The following is a 15,087-nucleotide window of genomic DNA, read 5'->3' on the forward strand; positions in this document are numbered from 1 at the left end:
GCCGGTCATGGGCCCGCTCACGTGGGCCGTCTCACGTGGGCCGGGTCACAGCCTCCATGCCGATGCGGGCGGGAAGCACCCGGCATGGCACCCTTAGTCCTGCGTAAGAGGCAAGAGCAGACACGGACAAGGGTTCGAGGAGCGGTCACAGTGCAGCGCTGGCGTGGCTTGGCAGACATCCCCGAGGACTGGGGACGCAGCGTCGTCACCATCGGCTCCTACGACGGTGTCCACCGGGGTCACCAGCTGATCATCCGGCACGCCGTCGACCGGGCCCGCGAACTGGGCGTTCCGGCCGTCGTCGTCACCTTCGACCCGCACCCCAGCGAGGTCGTCCGTCCCGGCAGCCATCCGCCCCTGCTCGCCCCGCACCACCGCCGCGCCGAACTGATGGCGGACCTGGGTGTCGACGCCGTCCTCATCCTGCCGTTCACCACCGAGTTCTCGAAGCTCTCGCCCGCCGAGTTCGTCGTGAAGGTCCTGGTCGACAGGCTGCACGCCAAGGCGGTCGTCGAGGGACCGAACTTCCGCTTCGGCCACAAGGCGGCAGGCGACGTCGAGTTCCTCATCGAGCAGGGCAAGGTGTACGACTTCGAGGTGGAGGTCGTCGACCTGTACGTGCGCGGCGAGGCCGGCGGCGGCGAACCGTTCTCCTCGACCCTGACCCGGCGTCTCGTCGCGGAGGGCGACCTCGCGGGCGCGGCGGAGATCCTCGGCCGTCCGCACCGGGTGGAGGGCGTCGTGGTGCGCGGGGCACAGCGCGGGCGCGAACTCGGCTTCCCGACCGCCAACGTGGAGACCCTGCCCCACACGGCGATCCCGGCGGACGGTGTCTACGCGGGCTGGCTGCACGTGGACGGCGAGGCGATGCCCGCCGCGATCTCCGTCGGCACCAACCCGCAGTTCGACGGCACCGAACGCACGGTGGAGGCGTACGCCATCGACCGCGTCGGCCTCGACCTCTACGGCCTGCACGTCGCCGTCGACTTCCTGGCCTTCGTGCGCGGCCAGGCGAAGTTCGACTCCCTGGACGGGCTGTTGGTGCAGATGGCGGAGGACGTGAAGCGCTGCCGGGAACTGGTGGCGGCGCAGGAGCGGTAGCAGGGCGCAGGAAGCAGGAGCGGTGACCGGCGGGCTGTTTCGGCCCGTCCGGAGAGACGCCGAGGGGCGGTCGGTGTCCAGGACACCGACCGCCCCTCCGCCGTCTCTCCATGTGCTCGGTACTGCCCCTGCTACTGCTGCGGCGGCTGAGGCTGCGGCGTTTGCGGCGCCTCGGGAGCCTGGGGGTACGGCGACTGCCCGGGCTGCTCGTGCTGCTGCGGGTAGCCGTAGCCGGCCGGGGGATATCCGGGATGCGGTTGCTGCGGATGCTGGGGCTGGGCGTAGGGCTCCTGACCCGGTTGCGGCTGGGGCTGCTGCGGCGGATACGGCTGACCCGGCTGCTGCGGGTACGGCTGGGCCGGCGGTAGCCCCTGGGGCACGCCCTGCTGCGGGTACGGCTGGACGGGCTGGGGCGCCTGCGGCGGATAGGGGTAGCCCGCCTGGGACGGATAGGGCTGTCCCGGCATGGGCTGCCCCGGCATCGGCTGTCCGGGCATCGGCTGTCCCGGCATCGGCGGGGCGGCAACCGGGGGCGGGTTGCCGTCGTTGGTCCACAGACCCTGACGCTGCTGGTGGCGGATGAAGTCCTCCGCGACCAACGCCGTGAGGTTGAAATAGGCCTCGCGCACCTTCGGCCGCATCATGTCGAGGTCCACCTCCGCACCCGCGGCGAGGTGCTCGTCGAACGGCACGACGACCACACCGCGGCAGCGGGTCTCGAAGTGCGACACGATGTCGTCCACCTTGATCATCTTGCCGGTCTCGCGCACCCCGGAGATCACCGTGAGGGACCGCGAGACGAGCTCGGCGTACCCGTGCGCGGACAGCCAGTCCAGCGTCGTGCTGGCGCTGCTCGCGCCGTCCACGGACGGTGTGGAGATGATGATGAGCTGGTCGGCGAGGTCGAGCACCCCGCGCATCGCGCTGTAGAGCAGACCGGTGCCGGAGTCGGTGAGGATGATCGGGTACTGGTTGCCGAGCACCTCGATGGCGCGCCGGTAGTCCTCGTCGTTGAAGGCCGTGGACACCGCCGGGTCGACGTCGTTGGCGATGATCTCCAGGCCGGACGGCGCCTGGGAGGTGAACCGCCGGATGTCCATGTAGGAGTTGAGGTACGGGATCGCCTGGACGAGGTCACGGATCGTGGCTCCCGTCTCCCGGCGCACCCGTCGGCCGAGCGTGCCGGCGTCCGGGTTGGCGTCGATCGCGAGGATCTTGTCCTGGCGCTCGGTGGCCAGGGTTGCGCCCAGCGCGGTGGTCGTCGTGGTCTTGCCCACGCCGCCCTTGAGGCTGATGACGGCGATCCGGTAGCACGACAGCACCGGCGTGCGGATCAGCTCCAGCTTGCGCTGCCGCTCCGCCTCCTCCTTCTTCCCGCCGAGCTTGAAACGGGAGGACGCGGCGGTCGGCCGGCCGCTCTTCGCCTTCTGCTTCTTGTTGTTGAGCAGGCGGTCGGACGACAGCTCCACGGCGGCCGTGTAACCCAGGGGCGCGGCACCGGGGTTGACGGGCTGCCGCTGGTCGTGCTGGATCGGCTGCGGCCAGGCGGCCCCGGCCCGCGGGTCCACCGGCTGCTGGGGAGCCTGCGGGGCCTGCGGCTGCTCGGGCTGCGGTGCCTGGGGGGCCTGCGGCGCGGGCGGCTGGGGGAAGCCGTAGGCGCCGGGGGCGGCAGGCGGGGCCGGCTGCGGTCCAGGGAAGCCAGGACCGCCGGGGGCGTTGGGCGCGGGCGGCTGGGGGAATCCCTGCGGTGCCGCCGGCGCGAAGTCCTGACCGCCGGCCGCAGGGGGCTGTCCGTCGCCCGGCTGCGGAATCCCGGGCTGCGGAATCCCGGGCTGCGGGAATCCGGGCTGGGCTTGGGGTGTCTGGGCGACCTGCGGCTGCGGGGCCTGCGGCGCGGGCGCCTGGGGGAAGCCGTAGCCACCGGGGACGGCGGGCGGCGTCGGGTGCGGGTGCGGCTGCTGTGCGGCTGCGGCGGGGGACGCCGCTGGATCCGGGTTGTGCTGCGGGAAGCCGTAACCGCCGGGTGCGGCGGGCGGCTGGGCGGCCGGAGGCGCCGGCTGGGGGCCCGGCACCGGAGCGTGGGCAGGAGCGGCGGGAGGCATCGCGGGGCCCGCGTGGTGCTGCGGGAAACCGTAACCGCCGGGAACGCCGGGCGGGTTCGGGGCCGGGGCGACGCCGGGCGGCGGAAAACCGTAGCCCGGCTGCGGGGCCTGGGGTTGCTGCGGGGCCGCGGCCGGGGCCTGGGCCTGCGGCTGCGGGGCCTGGGGAGCCGGGGGGTGAGGGAAGCCGTAACCGGGCTGCGGTCCGGCCGGAGCGGGCTGCTGGGCCGCCGGGTTCCAGCCGGCCGGTGCCTGGGCCGCGGCGTCGGCAGGCTGGGGCTGTGCCGGCCACTGGGCCGCCGAAGCGGGGGCCGCGGGCTCGTACGACGGCGGCAGCGGCGGCAGTTCGCCGTGCGGGGCCGGCGGGGGAGTCCAGGCGGCAGGGGCGGCGGGAACGGGGTGCTGGGGAGCGGCAGCGTCGCTCTGCGGAACGCTGTCCTGCGGCTCGGCTGCGGATTCCGGGGCGGCGGCCACGGCGGCGGCGCTGTCGGGCGACGGTGCCGCCACGACACCGGCGTCCGGGCCCTCGGGCCGGGCCGTGGGATCGGTCCCGGGCTGGGCCCCGGCCGTGGCGTCCGCCTCCGCATTCGCCTTCGCGTCCGCAGCAGCGTCGGCGTCCGCCTTCGCCTCCGCCGGCGCTTCCGTATCGGCTGCGGCGGTGTCACCGTCCGCGTCCGTGACCACCGATGCGTTCGGGTCCGACGCATCCGTGGAGGGGGTTGTCTCGTTGCTCTCGGACACCGGGGAGACCTCCGGAGAGGAATCCGCGGACGTCGTCCCGGGGGACTCGGCCGGTTCGTCGGTGGGGACGGGCCCGGCGGGCTCGACGGGCGTCTCGTCGACACCTGCGGGAGTCGTCGCGTCGACGGGTGCTTCGCCGTCGGTGGTGGTGGCGGTGTCGTGCGTCTCCGCGGGCTTGCCGGGTGCGGCCTGCACCGTGGCGGCGTGCTCCGCGATGTCACGCCGGAGTGCGGCCGACGAGAAGCGCATGGTGGCACCGCTCTCGAGGTCGCCGTTGCCGTTGCCGTCGTCGCCTCCCTCGGCGCCCGCGTGGGGGCCCGCGCCCGCAGATCCCCAAGGCGCTGCCGGCTGCCCCTGGGGCTGCGGCTGAACGTGGGGCTGGGACTGAACGTGGGGCTGCGGCTGGGGCTGTGCGTGGGGTTGCGGCGCGAAGCCGCCGCCCGGCGGAACGCCGGGCGCCTGGGCCGGTTCAGCGGCGAAGGGCGCGGCAGGAGGCACGGCGGGATCCACCGGGCCGACGGGATCCACCGGGCCGGCAGGGTGCGCCGGGCCGGCAGGATTCACCGGACCCGGGGCGTTTGAGGGGGCGGCCGGCACAGGAGGGGCCGTGGGCGCGCCGGGCGGCGGAGGCGTGGCCGACCCGAAGGGCGCCCCCGGAGCAGGCGGCGTGACCGGACCGCCCGGACCGCCCGGGACGCCCGGGGCTCCGGGCGCCGGCGGCGCGGCAGGAGCGGCAGGCGTGCCGGGCGCGGGTGTCGCGCCCGGTGCCGAACCGCCTCCCGCATTCTGCGTGTACCAGGCCGGCGGCGCGTAGTCGATGGTGAACTCGCCCGTCGCCTCGACGGCGGATTCCGCGTCGGGCTGGTCATCGCCGGGTGTGGCCCAGCCCCCGCGGATGCCGTCCCGATCGCTGCTCACAGTTCCTCCTGGTTGGTCGAGCACCCTCATGCCGTGCCGAAGCGACCGTTTCTGTCGTCCGATGTGGGTTCGCGGCCGTCTGACGTCGTCGGATGTGCGGGCCCTCCCCCGGGGGCGCCGACGTCCACCCCACGGTTTCCGGCCCTGCACCCCGTACCAGCCTAATCACCGAACGGCCCGCCCCGGCAGGCCCGCCCACCTCTCGGCACCGGTCCGTCACGTCACGCACCGCCCGAAAGGCCGCGCGGGCACGCCGGAGTGCGCGATAAAACGGCCATAGTGCCCGAAATGCCGCGCAGTTGACGGAGGCGCGGCGGGCCTCAGTCGATCCGTCTCGGCGTGCCCAGCAGCCCGATCTCCGCATCGGTGGGCTGGGTCATCACGTACTGCCGGTCCCGGTCCCCGCACCACAGCGTGAAGCCGTCGGCGAGGGCGGGCAGGGCCTCCACATCACGCGCGGGCAGCGCGAGGGCGCGGCCGAGTTCCGCCGCCTCGTCCGGCGAGATCCGCTGCACGCCCACGAGACGGGCCTGCCGGATCAGCCGGGGAGCGACCGGGCTGAGGTACGGCAGCAGGGTCAGCACGGACTGCCAGGGCCCGGAGGCGACCCGTCCGCGCGGCGGGCGCATGCCGCAGTCCCGCACCACCAACGCGGGCGTGCCCGCCGAGGCGCCCTGCGGAGGCACCCGTCCGACCTCGTACACCGCCAGCCCGTTCTGTCCGCCGCCCATCGCGTGCACCATCTGCACCCAGGCCTGCGGCCGCCCCGTCTCCACGGCCACCCGGGCCCCGGTGGCCGCCGCCCTCAGTGCCAGCACCTGCGCCGTCCACAGGCCGCCGATGAGGACGACGTCGTACGGCGAGGGCCGGTTGATCCCCAGGACGGCCGGCCGCCCTTCGGCGTCCACGCCGATCACGACGCCGTCGTCCCCGATGGGCAGGGCGAGCGCTCCCAGTTGCTCCAGGGACGCCGAGTGGCGGCCGTGCCGCGGCCCGAGGAGGCCGAAGCCGCTGCGCGGCGAGCGGCGTCCGGACCGTCCGGCGGGCGGCTCCGGTTCCCCGGAAGCGTTGGTTCCGTGTGCTGTCGTCGCCGTCATCGGGCACCTCCGAGGGGCAGCGTCGCGAGCATGCCGGGAACCTGCTCCCGGTCGAGGCGGGCGAGGCCCGCGCCGGTGTGCCGGGCGGCGCCCTGCACCGCGCGCCGGGCCGCCACGAGTTCGTCGTCACTGCGCCCGGTCACCCGGATGTGCCCCGACAGGGACACCTCCTGCCGTTCGCCGCGCGCGAGCGTGACGCTGAACGTGGTGGCGAGCGCGGGCACGGCCGTGACCAGGGCGACGAACTGCGGCAGCGAGGGACCGGCGCCGCCCAGCGCGGGCCAGCGGCGCAACCAGTACGTGGTGTGACGGCGGTTGTCGCACCGCCAGCTGCGGCCGGTCTCCTCGGTCCGCCGCTCCAGCTGCCCGGTCCGGCCGGCCTCCGCCGTGACCAGCGGGTTGGCGCAGGCCGACGTGGCGACGGCGGCCGTCAGCTCCTCCTCGTCGAGGACGGTCGCCCGGAACCCCGCGCCGGTCAGCCGGCTCGCGAGATGGTCCGCCGCCCGCACGACGCACTTCTGAGCCCCGGTCAGGCCGCCCCCGCGGACCGCGACGGCCTCCGGGCACAGCTCCGGATCCAGCTTCAGCGCGATCCAGGTGATCCGCACCGCGGGCGCCCCGGTCTGCTCCTGCAGTGGCGCGTAGTTGGCCACCGCCACCGACTGCCGGGGCAGGTGAAGGGCGGGCGCGGGCTGGGTGTGCAGCACGATCTGCGCGGACTCCAAGGCGATGCCGTCCACTTCGAGGGCGTCCGCGACCAGCGCCAGGGGCAGCGGCTGACGGTCCCGCTCGGCGCGCAGCGCGGTCGCGTCCGCCTGCACCTGCAGGACGGCGGTGACGAACGTGCCGTCCCCGACGAGCCCGACCGGCCGCCGGTCGCGTCCGCCGTACGTGTAGGTGCGCAGGCCGGGATCGCACTCCACGGCCGGACCGAACCCCGGTTCCGTGCCGGCCGGTACTCCGAGCCGGTCGGCCCGGCGCCGGCGGGCCTTCAACGCCCGTGCGGTGGCCAGCCATTCCGGCAGCGAGCGCCCCCGGCGACGGGCGAAGGCGAGCACCACCAGCGCGACGGCGACGATCCCCGCCGCGACCAGCGCCACGGGCCCGGCCACCCAGCCGACGACCACCACGGCCGCCGCGATCTCCAGCAGGACCAGGCGTTGCAACCGGAATGCCCCGCCTTGCGCGGTGCGCGACCTGAGGTGCGGCGCCCCGGACGCCGAGGGGTTACGGCCCCGCTCGGGCGGCTGCGGACCGGTGGGCGCGGAGCCCCGGTTCCGCGACCGGCCGGCGGAGCGCACGCCCGTTCCCGAAGCCATCACTCCATCTCCCCGTTCCGTTCACGAATCACCCGTGTTCCAGCACCGCACACGGCACTCGACGGCCCAGGAACCCTACCCGCTCCCCGAGTCCCCAGGGTTACCGGGCATAGTAGGTGGCCGCTCTGACATCGGAGACGGGGAACCGGGCCCGCCCGCGCAGCAGATCACGCGGATCGGCCGGAAAACGGGGAGTGACGAGCACAGATGGCATCTCGGCGGGACCAGCTCAACGCCTACACCTTCGCGAAGCGCAGGATGCTCGCGGCCTTCCTCCAGTCGTCGACCGACGGCTCGGAGGAGGGGGCGCCGCGACCGCTGCGCGGAATCCTGCCCGGCATCGTGGTCGGGGTGATCGTCATGGCCGTCTTCGGGGCGTGGGGCATGTTCAAGCCGACCGCCCCCAAGGGCTGGGACCAGCCCAACGCCAAGGTGATCGTCGCGAGCAAGTCGACGACCCGCTACGTCGTCCTGCGGACCGGCAAAGAGGTCCAGCTGCACCCGGTCCTCAACATGGCCTCCGCGAAACTGCTCCTCGAGGAGGGGCAGGGCGACGTGGTGACGGTCTCGGAGTCCGTCCTCGACAGCGGCAAGGTTCCGCACGGCGTGACCGTCGGCATCCCGTACGCCCCCGACCGGCTGCCCTCCGCGTCCGAGGCGGGCACCTCCAAGCGCTGGGCGGTCTGCGAGCGGCCGGGGGCGGGAGGCGGCGCCTCGGTCCAGAAGGCCGCGCTGGTGCTGGCGTCCCGTGAGAAGAAGGCCACCGAGGGCTCGGAGCGCCTGCACGGCGGCCAACTGCTCTACGTGGCGGGCCCGGACGGCAAGCGCTTCGTCGTGGACGCGGCCGGCACGGCGTATCCGGTGGGCGGCGACGACGAGTTGCTGCTGCGCGCGGTGGTCGGCTCCGGCCGGCAGCCGCAGCGGGTGTCCGCGGAATGGCTGGCGACCCTGCACCAGGGCGACCCGATCGCCTTCCCGGACGTCCCCGGGCAGCCCGGCTCGGCGGCCGGCGCGCCCGGCCAGCTGGACGAGGCGGAGAACAAGATCGGCATGGTGCTCAAGGCGTCCGACAACCACAAGGACCAGTACTACCTGGTGGTGAGGGGCCGGGTGGCTCCCGTGTCCGCGTTCGTCGCCCAACTGCTGCTGTTCAGCAAGGAACTGGCCCCGCTCGGGCAGGCCGGTCACGCGCGCGAGATGAGCCCCGGCGCGATCGTGCCGGGCGGGCCGTTCGGCACCGAGCACCGCTGGCCGACGGGGAGCCCCGTACCGGTCAACGAGGCGTCGTCGGCCGCCGGGAGCCGCAGCACGATCTGCACCGTCCTGCGGGGCGTGAACGCCGGAACGGGGGCCACGACCCTGAGCACCTGGGCGGGCGACGACTTCCCGGCCAAGCTGCCCACGGGCTCCTCCAGCGCCTACGTCACCCCGGGCTCCGGCCAGCTCTACCGGCAGTTCCAGGGCGAGGAGACCAAGGCCGGGCCGGTCTTCCTCGTCACCGACACGGGACTGCGCTACGTCCTGCAGTCCAACGGCGACAGCGCGACGGACGACGCGGGCATCGGCACCACCCCCGAGCAGCGCGAGAAGCAGCAGCAGGAGGCCAAGCAGGCCCAGACCCTGCTGGGTTACAAGGACGTCGACCCGGCGCCGATCCCGGCCGCCTGGTCGGAGTTCCTGCCCACCGGCCCCCGTCTGTCGACGGCGGCGGCCCGCCAGCCCCAGGGCTCGTGAGAAGGGAGACGGCGATGGCACCGCATACGGCGACGGAGGCGCTCGGTACGACGCCGGACCGGCCCGCTACCTGGGCCCTGCGGGCGACGTTCGCGACGGCCGCCGCCCTCCTCACGACCGCCACCGTCCTCGCGCCCCCCGCGGCGGCCGCGCCGGCGGCGGGCAAGCTGCCCTACTCCGACCAGTGCGCGTTCCCCAACGGCGACTACCCCGGCCGCCCCTGGTCCCTGCAGCGGGTCCTGCTGGACGAGCTGTGGAGCCGCTCCAAGGGCAAGGGCGTCCGCGTGGCCGTCATCGACACGGGCGTGGACGTCAAGAACCCGCAGCTCGCCCGCGCGGTGGACGTGAAGGCCGGCCGCAACCTCCTGCCGAAGAACCTCAAGGACGAGGACGGCGACCCCATCGAGCGCGGCAACGAGAACGGCACGACGGACACCGTCGGCCACGGCACCAAGGTCGCCGGCATCATCGCGGCCCGCCCCCTCGACGGCACCGGCTTCGTGGGCCTGGCCCCCGAGGCGACGATCATCCCGATCCAGCAGAACGACGCCGAGGGCCACGGCGACACCAAGTCCCTCGCAAAGGCGATCCGGTACGCCATCCAGGCCGGGGCCGGGGTCATCAACATCTCGCAGGACACCTCCAACGCGCTGAAGCCGTCCTCCGACCTGGAGAAGGCGATCGACGAGGCGCTGGCCCGCAAGATCGTCGTCGTGGCGTCGGCGGGCAACGACGGCCTCGGCGGCAACATCAAGGAGACGTACCCCGCCTCCTACGAGGGCGTCCTCGCGGTGGCCGCCTCCGACCGCAACAACGAGCGCGCCTCCTTCTCCCAGTCCGGCGAGTTCGTCGGCGTCGCCGCCCCCGGCGTCGACATGATCTCCACGGTGCCCCAGGGCGGCCACTGCTCCGACAACGGGACGAGCTTCTCCGCGCCGTACGTGGCGGGCGTGGCCGCGCTGCTCAAGGCACGGCACCCGGACTGGACCGCACGCGAGATCGTCGCCCAGATCGAGCAGACAGCGGAACGCACCATCGCGGGCCACGACCGCCTGGTCGGCTGGGGCGTCGTCGACCCGGTCCGCGCCCTGACGGAGGACGACCGCCCCATCGAGTCGCCGCGCCCCGAAGGCGGCCTGGGCAAGGCCGAGGCCCCGTCCCCCGCCAAGTTCCAGATCGGCGAGACCCCCGACGAACGCAACACCCGCCTCGCCACCTACGTCACCGTAGGCGCGGCCGTCCTCGTCGCCGGCCTCACCGGCACAGCGGTCGCGATCCGCGACGCCCGCAAACGCTCCCGCCGACTCGCGGGGGCGGGGGCGGAGTAACGGCGCGAAACGGCCGACGCACGTGGCCGCGGGGCGAGTTGAGGCATGCAGGGGGCACAGGTTTATAGGGTCATCGCAACAGCAAGCGACTTGTGATGCCGATGCGTCGGGGGACGGAGGTAGGCCATGGGCGTGCCCGGAGCCGGCTCGGGGCAGGGGAGCGGCCCGAATCTGCGTGTGACCGCAACGGATCTCACCAAACTCGCCGGCGACCTCGACGACATGCAGGACCACCTGGACAAACAGGTGCAGCGCATGGACGCGATCGTCGACCGCATCGAGGCGGGCTGGCGAGGCCCGGCGGCCTCGGCTTACCGCGACTTGCACCGCGCGGCGGCCGAGGACGCCGTACGTATCCGGGAAGTGATGAAGCTGCTGGAGGAGGCGGTACGGCTGAGCCGCGACGGCTTTTCCCGGGACGACCTCGAAGTGCTCGCCCACATGCGGCGGATCCAGGTGGACGTCGACAGCGAGGTCGCCCGCCTGTCGACCCCGAACACCGAGACCCCGCCCCCGCCGGCACCGCGCAGCAGCCTGGACACCTTCTGACGTGGGCCGAGCGCTCTACCCGCAGCCGCCGCCGACACCGAGGGGGACCATGACGAACGGCGCCACACCCGACGAACACATAACTGTCTCCTTCGCCACGCTCCACGAGCTGGCCGCGGACCTGGAGGACATTCTCAAGAAACTGAGCGTTTTCAGAGTGACCACCGGTCGGGTGACGGGGTGGCCTCCCGCAACGCACGAGGCTCCTGTGCCGTTGAGAGAGTTGTTCGACGTCTCAACTCATGACCGCAGGAGCCTCGTTGGTTCCCTATCCTGCCGCACTCGACCTCCCGCACGCCCTGGTCGAGTGGGTCACCATGCTCATCGTCACCCGTGAGGGTGACCGCCGCTGCAAGCTCCCGCCGCACCAGCGTGCTCTCGTCGGCCTGGTCTACCTTCGCCGGCACGACACTCTCGCGCAGATCGCCGCCGGTTTCGGCATATCCGTCGGCACTGCCCACGCCTACGTCACCGCCGTCGTCGGGCCATCTGTCCCGCCGGGCGCCCGGCCTGCTGCGGGTCCTACGGGAGACGGACCCCGATCACATCCTGCTCGACGGAACGCTCGCCGAATGCGACCGGGTCGGTGACAGCCGGGCCGACTTCTCCCAGAAGCACCGCCGCCACGGCGTGAACGTGCAGGTCGTGGCTGACCCTGCGGGCAAGCTGCTGTGGATCTCGCCCGCACTGCCCGGCCGCACCCACGACTTGACCGCGGCCCGCACCCACCGCATCATCCGGATCTGCGAACGCCAGGGCGTGCCTGTCCTCGCCGACCGCGCCTACATCGGGGCCGGCTCCTGGGTGACCACGCCGATCAGACGTCGTCCGCACCAGGACCTCACCGCGACCCAGCGGACGATCAACCGGGCCCTGTCAGCGGCACGAGCACCGGTCGAGCAAAGCGTCGCGAGACTGAAGTCCTGGCGCGTCTTCCGCAGAGCCCGCTGCAGCCCCAACCGCATGACGGTCATCGCCGCCGCCGTCCTGACCCTGGAGCGTCAACGCTGAAACGCTCACAGTCTCGAACACGCGACCGGGTGCGGCGCGTGGACTGGGCATGCGGTTCTTTCGGGGGCGGTTCGGTTCACAGGTAGGGCTTGGTGATCAGTTCGATGGCGTGGCCGGCGGGGTCCTTGAAGTAGACGCCGCGGCCGCCGTGCTCGGTGTTGGTTTCACCCGGACGCGTCATCTGGGGATCGGCCCAGTGCTCAATGCCGCTGGCGCGAAGGTGTGCGTAGGCCCGGTCGAACAGGTCGTCGTCGACGAGGAACGCGTAGTGGTGCATCTGGATTTCGTCGACGCCGGGCAGTTCGGCGAACTGCAGCAGCACGCCTTCATCGAGCTGGACGTTGGTGAACGGCCCCCACGACGGCGCTTCGGGGAGTTCCAGCAGGTCCCGGTAGAACCGTGCCGATGTCTCGCGTTCCTTGGCAGGGACGATGGTGTGGTTGAAGGTCACGGGCATGGAGCAACTCCTGAGACTGAGGGAACAGTTGTCGGGCTGGTGAGGGCCGGTGGCGGGGGTCAGGCGTGCTCGGTTCCGGTCGCCCACTCGACGAACTGGACGATCACGCCGTTGGGGTCGGTGACCTGGAAGAGGCGCTCGCCCCAGGGCTCCTCGCGCAGCGGCATGGTGATCTCGACGCCCGAAGCACGCAGCCGCTTCTCCTCGTCGGCGACGTCGGTGACGGTGAAGGCGAGGATCAGGCCGGTAGCGCGCTGGTTGCGCTGGTCGGCCGGCAGCACCTCGGTGCCGCGTGCGAGCAGGACGACGTCCACCGCGCCGTCGTCGCGCGACAGGGAGGCGAATCCCTCGGCGGCGGCCTGCTCGACGTAGCCGAGGTGGGTGGTGAAGAACCGCTGGGACGCAGCAAGGTCGTCGACGGTGAGCGAGACGGTTGACGCGGTGATCTGCAAAGCGGGTGCTCCTCATTTGTGGGGGCTTGGCGCCGGCCGGCGGGGCGTTCGGCCGCGGGATGCAAACTTACTATGGACGTAAATTTACATCGGAAGCATTCAGGCTGTCAACATAAAAATGCTACGAGTGTAAGATTGCACCATGGCTACCGACACCACATCGTCCGCGCAGCCCACCGGCTTGCGGGACGCCAAGAAGCAGGAGACGAGGCAACTCATCTCCGACCACGCCACCCGCCTGTTCATCACCCAGGGCTTCGAACGGACCACCATCGCCGAGATCGCCACCGCCGCCCGGGTCGCCAAGAAGACCGTCACCAACTACTTCCCACGCAAGGAAGACCTGGCCCTGGACCACCAGGACGCCTTCATCGCCTCCCTGGCCCACACCGTGGCCGACCGTCGACCCGGCGAGTCCGCCCTGGCGGCACTACGCCGCGCCTTCGCCGACGCCACGGCGGCCGCGGATCCGGTCGCCGGGTTCTCCGGACCTGCCTTCGCCCGCATGATCGCCGACAGCCCCACCCTCTCGACCTGCCTGCGCGGCCTGCACGACCTTCGCGAACACGCCTTGGCCCAGGCTCTCGCCACGGCTGTCGGCGCACCACAAGACGACATCACCGTCCGCACCGCCGCCGGACTGCTCGGCACCGTCCACCGCATCCTGTTCCAGCGCATCCAGGACCTCACCCTGGCCGATCGCCCCAATGACGAGATCGCCGAGACCGTCGACACGGAGGCATCCCTCGCCTTCGACCTGCTCGAACCCTCCCTCGGCCATTACGCCATCGTCTGAACGCTCCCGTTCTCCACAGAGGGTGCACATGAGCGCATGCCGGCTCGTGCAGGGGGAACTGTTCAATGGCAACCTGTTCCCCCTGAAGAGGGGGATGGCTGTGGGGCATGACGCTCGTTTGACGCTCTGGGCGCCCGCACGCGGGCCAGCGAGCCGAAAAAGGCCTCTGACCTGGCCTTTTCCGAGGCCAGCTCAGGCCGACATCTTCCCGATGACGCATCACGTGGAGTGCGTCGCCTTCCTCGAACCGGCCTCGAAGGGCTCCTGACCTGCTGGTTTGTGCGTGCGTATCATGTGCGTTACGGGCGACGGGCTCGACCGCGCAGCGCCGGTGGCGCGAGCACCTGGTTCCGCTCGGGGTGCGGTTGCTGGTGAAGGTGGTCGCCGACCTCGCCGACCTCACCGAGGGCAGGCGGATCGAGGTCCCGCAGGACGAAGATGGCGACCCGGGAGCCGGCGATGGGGGCGCCACCCCTGTTCAGGCCCGAACTCATCGTGCTGCCCGGAACGGCACCCGTCGATGGCAGCAGGTGGACACTTCACACGCACTGAAGGAGGCACCGCACGCGACGGTGACGTGCCGGGAGGGGCGTCTCGAACACGCCGTGCGCAGGGCCTGCTGCCCACCGTGCCCCTGAGCCCCCTCGAACACGACCGCCGTTACGGCGAGTTGGACCAGGTGATCCGCGCCTACGCCGGCCAGCCGGCGGACGACACCCCCGACAAGCCGAGCCACGCTCTGACCGCCTACATGCGTCAAACCTGGCACACCCGCCCCTGGGCCCTGGCCGTGGCGGAACGCCAACTGCGCGAGTACGCCGACAACCCGCCGGGCCGACTCCGGCTCCGCCTGGGCGAGTTCTACGCCGTCCCGGACGTCGGCCTGCCCGAGGGCGAGATGAAACAGTGGCTGTACTGCCTGGCCGACCACATCAAGCGAAGCGTCGAGCAGGGCGAGGTCCCGCTGCCCGCAGTCCCCGCCACCCACTGGGAGTGGCACGCCCGCTTCCCGGAAGTGGGCCAGTTTCTCGGCGGCTGGTTCTCGCAGGACATGCCGGACGAGTTCGACGACCACGACGCGGCCGTCGACGACTACCGCACGACCACCGACCCGCACCTCGTAGCCCGCCTCGTCGGCGAACTGCACGAACTGCTCGCCCTCGACCTGGACGAGTCCGACTACGCCTTGGCCGTAGTCGAGTTGGGCATGGAGGTCGACCCGCCGGCCCCGTACGCCCCCAGCGGCTGGCTCGCGCTCGTCGCGGGCCGACTGAGCGCCCCGCGCTCCGACTACGGCCCCGGTGCGCCGACAGACGTGCCCTGACGGGCGACCAGGTCATCTCGCGGTCAAGCACTGATCTGGCCACGGCTAAACACCCGTATGCGTTCCGCATGTTCCGCCCTCACCGACCGGAAATAGCCGGACTTGCCCGAAAGCGGCCTGGCTACGGTGGTGCCGCCACAGCATCCGCAGGTTCACGGGGA

The 15,087-nt window shown here is 72.4% G+C and carries 11 protein-coding genes and 2 pseudogenes; 7 read left to right on the forward strand and 6 right to left on the reverse strand.

The annotated features are described in order from the left end of the window. Positions 1–150 precede the first annotated feature (150 nt). Positions 151–1,101: a bifunctional riboflavin kinase/FAD synthetase gene (locus tag QF032_RS28330; RefSeq protein WP_307046331.1), complete on the forward strand. Its 951-nt coding sequence runs from the start codon at positions 151–153 to the stop codon at positions 1,099–1,101. A gap of 131 nt (positions 1,102–1,232) precedes the next feature. Here the strand turns inward: QF032_RS28330 and QF032_RS28335 are convergent, their stop codons facing one another. From QF032_RS28335 to eccE, 4 genes and pseudogenes are all read right to left on the reverse strand, one after another. After that, positions 1,233–4,190, reverse strand: a complete 2,958-nt coding sequence (locus QF032_RS28335) for an AAA family ATPase (protein ID WP_444875863.1) — start codon at positions 4,188–4,190, stop codon at positions 1,233–1,235. Positions 4,191–4,730: 540 nt separating this feature from the next. Beyond that, a pseudogene (locus QF032_RS40920) lies at positions 4,731–4,889 on the reverse strand (SCO5717 family growth-regulating ATPase); the annotation flags it as partial. 290 nt (positions 4,890–5,179) lie between these two features. Beyond that, complete coding sequence (locus tag QF032_RS28340; RefSeq protein ID WP_307057962.1) at positions 5,180–5,956, reverse strand: hypothetical protein; 777 nt, start codon at positions 5,954–5,956, stop codon at positions 5,180–5,182. Beyond that, positions 5,953–7,275 carry a type VII secretion protein EccE gene (eccE, locus tag QF032_RS28345; RefSeq protein ID WP_307057963.1) on the reverse strand — a complete coding sequence of 441 codons (1,323 nt, stop codon included), beginning with the start codon at positions 7,273–7,275 and terminating at the stop codon, positions 5,953–5,955. Before eccE ends, QF032_RS28340 begins: the two co-directional genes overlap by 4 nt. A 207-nt stretch (positions 7,276–7,482) precedes the next feature. Here eccE and eccB point away from each other — a divergent pair, with 207 nt between their 5' ends. From eccB to QF032_RS28365, 4 genes and pseudogenes are all read left to right on the forward strand, one after another. Beyond that, entirely contained in the window at positions 7,483–9,009 is a 1,527-nt protein-coding gene (gene eccB, locus QF032_RS28350) for a type VII secretion protein EccB (RefSeq protein WP_307046338.1), read from the forward strand. Positions 9,010–9,023: 14 nt separating this feature from the next. Continuing rightward, positions 9,024–10,337 carry a type VII secretion-associated serine protease mycosin gene (gene mycP, locus QF032_RS28355; RefSeq protein ID WP_307046340.1) on the forward strand — a complete coding sequence of 438 codons (1,314 nt, stop codon included), beginning with the start codon at positions 9,024–9,026 and terminating at the stop codon, positions 10,335–10,337. A gap of 126 nt (positions 10,338–10,463) precedes the next feature. Continuing rightward, positions 10,464–10,886 carry a WXG100 family type VII secretion target gene (locus tag QF032_RS28360; protein WP_307057964.1) on the forward strand — a complete coding sequence of 141 codons (423 nt, stop codon included), beginning with the start codon at positions 10,464–10,466 and terminating at the stop codon, positions 10,884–10,886. Positions 10,887–11,146: 260 nt separating this feature from the next. Next, positions 11,147–11,897: pseudogene (locus tag QF032_RS28365) on the forward strand (transposase family protein). 76 nt (positions 11,898–11,973) lie between these two features. Here the strand turns inward: QF032_RS28365 and QF032_RS28370 are convergent. After that, complete coding sequence (locus QF032_RS28370; protein WP_307046343.1) at positions 11,974–12,354, reverse strand: VOC family protein; 381 nt, start codon at positions 12,352–12,354, stop codon at positions 11,974–11,976. A 59-nt stretch (positions 12,355–12,413) separates the two neighbouring features. After that, entirely contained in the window at positions 12,414–12,806 is a 393-nt protein-coding gene (locus QF032_RS28375) for a VOC family protein (protein WP_307046345.1), read from the reverse strand. A 142-nt stretch (positions 12,807–12,948) separates the two neighbouring features. Here QF032_RS28375 and QF032_RS28380 point away from each other — a divergent pair, with 142 nt between their 5' ends. Both QF032_RS28380 and QF032_RS28385 read left to right on the forward strand, forming a co-directional pair. Continuing rightward, positions 12,949–13,602, forward strand: a complete 654-nt coding sequence (locus tag QF032_RS28380) for a TetR/AcrR family transcriptional regulator (RefSeq protein WP_307057966.1) — start codon at positions 12,949–12,951, stop codon at positions 13,600–13,602. A 628-nt stretch (positions 13,603–14,230) separates the two neighbouring features. After that, positions 14,231–14,926: a contact-dependent growth inhibition system immunity protein gene (locus tag QF032_RS28385; RefSeq protein WP_307057968.1), complete on the forward strand. Its 696-nt coding sequence runs from the start codon at positions 14,231–14,233 to the stop codon at positions 14,924–14,926. The last annotated feature ends 161 nt before the right edge of the window (positions 14,927–15,087 follow it).

The sequence above is a fragment of the Streptomyces achromogenes genome (genome assembly GCF_030816715.1).
GTDB lineage: Bacteria > Actinomycetota > Actinomycetes > Streptomycetales > Streptomycetaceae > Streptomyces > Streptomyces achromogenes_A.

Excerpts from the sequence above, each read along its gene's own strand:
- mycP (WP_307046340.1), top strand. The coding sequence starts at position 9,024 with ATGGCACCGCATACGGCGACGGAGGCGCTCGGTACGACGCCGGACCGG.
- QF032_RS28335 (WP_444875863.1), bottom strand. The coding sequence starts at position 4,190 with ATGCGCTTCTCGTCGGCCGCACTCCGGCGTGACATCGCGGAGCACGCC.
- QF032_RS28340 (WP_307057962.1), bottom strand. The coding sequence starts at position 5,956 with ATGACGGCGACGACAGCACACGGAACCAACGCTTCCGGGGAACCGGAG.
- QF032_RS28370 (WP_307046343.1), bottom strand. The coding sequence starts at position 12,354 with ATGCCCGTGACCTTCAACCACACCATCGTCCCTGCCAAGGAACGCGAG.
- QF032_RS28380 (WP_307057966.1), top strand. The coding sequence starts at position 12,949 with ATGGCTACCGACACCACATCGTCCGCGCAGCCCACCGGCTTGCGGGAC.
- eccE (WP_307057963.1), bottom strand. The coding sequence starts at position 7,275 with ATGGCTTCGGGAACGGGCGTGCGCTCCGCCGGCCGGTCGCGGAACCGG.
- eccB (WP_307046338.1), top strand. The coding sequence starts at position 7,483 with ATGGCATCTCGGCGGGACCAGCTCAACGCCTACACCTTCGCGAAGCGC.
- QF032_RS28360 (WP_307057964.1), top strand. The coding sequence starts at position 10,464 with ATGGGCGTGCCCGGAGCCGGCTCGGGGCAGGGGAGCGGCCCGAATCTG.